The organism is Micromonospora sp. NPDC047620 (assembly GCF_043205005.1).
GTDB lineage: Bacteria > Actinomycetota > Actinomycetes > Mycobacteriales > Micromonosporaceae > Micromonospora.
On sequence record NZ_JBIDDG010000074.1, the window covers coordinates 1 to 4,409 of the forward strand.

General features: G+C 66.2%; 5 protein-coding genes. 2 read left to right on the forward strand and 3 right to left on the reverse strand.

What is annotated here, in order from left to right:
• Nucleotides 1-164: 164 nt before the first annotated feature.
• The gene (locus ACGF5C_RS34155; protein ID WP_393308452.1) at nt 165-1,553 is read left to right on the forward strand and encodes an IS701 family transposase; all 1,389 of its coding nucleotides are present in this window, start codon (nt 165-167) and stop codon (nt 1,551-1,553) included.
• A gap of 150 nt (nt 1,554-1,703) precedes the next feature.
• Here ACGF5C_RS34155 and ACGF5C_RS34160 read toward each other — a convergent pair whose 3' ends face one another.
• Nucleotides 1,704-2,684, reverse strand: a complete 981-nt coding sequence (locus ACGF5C_RS34160; protein WP_393308454.1) for a hypothetical protein — start codon at nt 2,682-2,684, stop codon at nt 1,704-1,706.
• Between the two features lie 272 nt (nt 2,685-2,956).
• Here ACGF5C_RS34160 and ACGF5C_RS34165 point away from each other — a divergent pair, with 272 nt between their 5' ends.
• Nucleotides 2,957-3,412 (forward strand): SitI3 family protein, encoded by a 456-nt coding sequence (locus ACGF5C_RS34165; protein ID WP_393308456.1) that lies wholly within the window; start codon nt 2,957-2,959, stop codon nt 3,410-3,412.
• Nucleotides 3,413-3,446: 34 nt separating this feature from the next.
• Here ACGF5C_RS34165 and ACGF5C_RS34170 read toward each other — a convergent pair whose 3' ends face one another.
• Both ACGF5C_RS34170 and ACGF5C_RS34175 read right to left on the reverse strand, forming a co-directional pair.
• Entirely contained in the window at nt 3,447-3,581 is a 135-nt protein-coding gene (locus ACGF5C_RS34170) for a helix-turn-helix domain-containing protein (RefSeq protein WP_393308458.1), read from the reverse strand.
• A 120-nt stretch (nt 3,582-3,701) separates the two neighbouring features.
• A partial coding sequence (locus ACGF5C_RS34175; protein WP_393308460.1) for a transposase family protein occupies nt 3,702-4,409 on the reverse strand: 708 nt, incomplete at its 5' end.

Consider the following 4,409-nt stretch of genomic DNA (forward strand, 5'->3'; position numbering starts at 1 on the left):
CGACATCGGCAGCTACACGACCGGTGCTGACTCGACACCGATCATGCCGATGAGCTGCCGAAACTTCAGACCATGCAACTGCGGCTGGAGTACTAGTAGTGCTTTGTTAGGTCGTTGTGGCGTGTCGCTTGTATACGTGTCGTGGTGGTGTTTGGGTGCGGTGCGTGGATGAGCGGGATCTCGTTCGGGTGCGGGCGCAACTGGAGGACTTCGCGGCCGGGATTTTCGCGGGGTTGCGGCGGTCGGACCAGCGGGCGACCGGTCTGCGGTATCTGCGTGGGCTGATGCTGGACGGTCGGCGTAAGTCGATGCAGCCGATGGCCGAACGGCTCGGGGTCGATCACCAGCAGTTGCAGCAGTTCCTGACCTCCTCCACCTGGGATGTCGCCGGTGTGCGGCGACGGCTGGCGACGGCCGCGGTCGACCTGGTGACACCTCAGGTGTGGGTGGTGGACGACACCGGATTTCCCAAGGACGGCAAGGCCTCCGCGTGCGTGGCGCGGCAGTACTCCGGCACGCTCGGTAAGGTCGCTAACTGCCAGATCGCCGTCAGCGTCCACGCGGCGACGGACGCCGCTTCGGCGGTGCTGAACTGGCGGCTGTTCGTGCCGGAGTCCTGGGACGACACCTGCGTCCCCGGCCCGGACGGCAAGCCCGCGAACGCGCACGCCCGTAGGCTGCGCCAGCAGCCGGTCACCCGCGACCAGGCCGGGGCGAAGAAACCACACCCACGTGTGCAGGTACCGCCTGCCGAGCAGATCGACCAGATCCGCAGGCGGCGCACAGCATCGAAGGTCCCCGACACCGAGCGGTACCGGCCGAAGTGGCTGATGGCCCTGGAAATGCTCGACGAACTGGCCGACTGGGGACTGCGCCCACCGCTGCTGACCGCCGACGCCGGCTACGGCCAGGTCGCCGAGTTCCGCCAGGGCCTGACCGAACGCGGCATCAGCTACATCGTGGCGACCACGTCGAGCACCACCGCCCAACCCGGCGACGCCCAACCCGTCGAGGTCCCCTACGCCGGCGTCGGCAAGTACCCCACACCGAAGTACCCCCAGCCCGCTCGCAGCCTGAAGGACCTCGCCCTCGCCCACGGCGCCGACGGGACGCGTCTGGTCCGCTGGCGTGCGCGGCTACCCGCACCCGACCGCGCCCCGGACCGGCCTGTCGGTGAGCTGTCCGGGCACTTCTTCGCGCTGCGGGTGCGTCCCGCCGGCCGGGCCGTCCGACGCGGACCGCACCGCGGTGACGACGGTGTCCTGCCCGAATGCTGGCTGCTCGTGCAGTGGCCTCCCGGCCAGGACGAACCCAGCGACTACTGGCTGTCCGACCTGCCCGCCGACACACCCCTGGCCGAACTGGTCCGCCTGGCCAAGAGCCGCTGGCGCGTCGAACACGACTACCGCGAACTCAAGACCGCCCTCGGCCTCGACCACTTCGAAGGCCGCTCCTGGATCGGCTGGCACCGCCACGTCACCCTCACCGCAGCCGCCCAACTGTTCCTCACCCAACTACGGCTGACACGCCCAAAAGCAGCGGGGCAGACCTGAGCCTCTACGCCGTCCTCCGGCAACTGCAGTACCTACTCGCGACCTGGCTCGGGTTCTGCCCCCTCTGCCGCCAACTCGTCCCAACCTAACAAAGCACTACTAGGACCAGGCGATGGACCAGCACGTCGGAACGGGCTCGTCATGAGCAGGTCAGGTTGCAGTGCGAGAGCTGTCCGTTGCCGCCGACCGTGTCATCGGTGCCGGCTCTTCGTCAAGCGGTGCGCGTGCGTCGCGCGACGACGTAGTGGGCCAGCGCCAGGAGATACCGTACGCGCAGTCGGGATCGGGCTTGCTCTTCAAGAACTCGTAGACGACGCTGCCTGCGTCATGATCCATTATCGGCCTGCATTCGTCACGCGCGACCTCCTGGCGCGTTGACCCGAACTTAGATCGTTTCCAGACGACTTGCCAGGCTTCAACGGGGGCGTCGTCGCATGCGAACCGTACTCGGACTGAAAGCTTTTGGACGCGGCGCTCCTCCCCGCTCTCGCGGTAGTACGGCTTCATCGGCGCGTAGGCGTCCTCGAAAACATGCTTGATGCCGACCCAGACCCGGCGGTTGCGAGCGATCGGCCCGAGCAGGTACACCCACCGGTGGATTCGCCCGTCCTCCTCGGCGATGGCGCCGTCAAGCAACCGATGTTCCGGGAACAGCGAGGTTACCTCCTCGACAGTCCGGCTCTGGCCACTCCAATGGGAACGAATCCCGACAAGCCTTAGGTTGTGCCGGACGGCGCGGATGCGTTGCTGACGGTTGTACGTGTACCGGTGATGCTCTCGGCCGCCCTCGCCTTGAACATGGGCGACGACGAGCAGCCCATCAAGCTCCTCGATCACGAAGTCCTGAGGGATGTGAATGCACCTGACGTAATAGGTGAATGCCGCCCCGGTGGCGATCACGGCTACAGCCCCGACCACGAGAGGCGCCGAGAAACCATGCAGGGCCGCCCAGGTGATTCCCGCGCAAAAGGGGGCGGCGAGGACGGTAAAGGCGAGCGCGACTAGCTGCAGCAAATCGGAACTTTGCCCTGCGAGACGGGCTGGTGTGCTGTCCAGCAGCTTTTGCAGTCCCATAATTCCTCCAGCTGCGGCGACAGCCGTCGCCGGTGGCAGCCCGGAGACGATCCGCATCAGCTTCAGAGTCCCGGTTTACTGAGGGCGATGCCAGAGATGACAACCTTCACTCAGCACTCACTCAGCAGCCGTCCAAAATAGGTCACCGCTAGCCGTGTTTCATAGCGGGGGCTGATGGTTGGCCCTGATCAGGGTCGTGGACGTTCGGTGGTCGATACGCAGTGAGGTCTTCGGTAGATGGTTCAGCGACCAAACTGAAGGAACTGGTGTCGGTGACATCAAACCGTGCGATTGTGCAGATCGTACGCCGGGACTGAAGGAGGCGGCACGTGACTATCGAGTTCCGATTGACGCTGGCGGGCGACATCCCTCTGGAGCAGATGGCTGAGCTCGCCGCTCCCGAGGCCACCGAGAAGCCGACGGTCCCCGGTCACTCACGACTTCTCAGCGCCGACCTCTACGAACAGTGCGGGTACGCGGTCAGCATCACCGCCGGCAGCCACGGCTACTACGACGCCGAGGACGACGACGGCTCCCGCTGGGAGTGGGAACCAGACACCTACGTCAACATCGGCTTCCGCATGCGCGCCGACGACATGGGCGACAAGGGCATCCCAAACATGCTCGCGACCGTTGCCCGCGTGCTGGACGGCCGGGCCGAGGACGCCGCACTGGTACAGGACGGCAACTGGCTGCTGTTGACGCGCGTCAGAGGAACAGTGCGCAAGCACAACCAGACCCTGTGGCACGACGAGGCCTTCGACAACATCCCTGCCGGTGAGTGACACGGCCCAATTCGTACGAACGCTCGGCCGCCCGCTAGTCCATCACCGCCTTCACCCTGGCCAACGCCCAGTTGTGCGCCACCCGCGCCGCACCCACATGCGCCAGCACCGCACGCTCCTGAACGCAGGTGAGGTCCATAGCGAACCGGTACGCCTGAACCACCGTCACCCCGACCCGCCGGCGATAGCAGCTTCAACAGCCCGGCGGGCCCGGTCCGCCGCGGCCCGCCTGCCGAACAGGCCTGCCGGTAGCTTCCGGACCAAAAACAACTCCAGCACTGAGCCTTTTTCATCCTGCGTAGCGGTTGGCTTCGACGTGGTGCAGAACGAGGATGGCCTGCACGATCGTGGTCGCTCGCCGTGGGCAGCAGCGCAGCTTGACCAGGATTTTCCAGGTCTTGAGGGTGGCGATGGCGCGTTCGCCGCGGGCGCGGATTTTCGCGTGGGCGCGGTTCACTGCCTTCTGTCGGCGTGACAGCTTCGGCCGGAAGCGGTGCCGCTTGAACGGAGTGCGCACGCTGCCGTGGGCTCCTTGGTAGCCCTTATCGGCGAAGGTCATCACGTCTGCACTGGTCAGCGCCTCGATGATGCCGTGGGTCCGGGCTGCGGTCAGGTCGTGGATCGAGCCGGGCAGCGCGGGTGAAGCCCAGACGAGGCGGCCAGCCGCGTCCGCGATGACCTGCACGTTCACGCCGTGCCGCTTATGTTTCCCGGAGTAGTACGGTTTCTGGTCGGCGACCCGGTCGATCGGAATCAGGGTGCCGTCCAGGATCGCGTACGCCAGTCGGCGGATCCGGTTCATGGCGGTGGCCAGGTCGTCGGCGGCCGTCGCGAGCAGGGCTATCGCTTCCTGCACGTACCGCCATGCGGTGGTAACGCCGACGGCGAACCCGGCGGCGAGCCGGGTGTAGGTGTCACCGAAGCCCCTATGTGGTGTCAAGTCGCGGGCGTGAGCGCCGCGTGGATGATTCGGAACAGTTGACGGGCGGCGTAGCGC

Bases quoted from the DNA above. Each gene is read 5' to 3' on its own strand.
- ACGF5C_RS34160 (WP_393308454.1), bottom strand. From the start codon at position 2,684: ATGCGGATCGTCTCCGGGCTGCCACCGGCGACGGCTGTCGCCGCAGCT.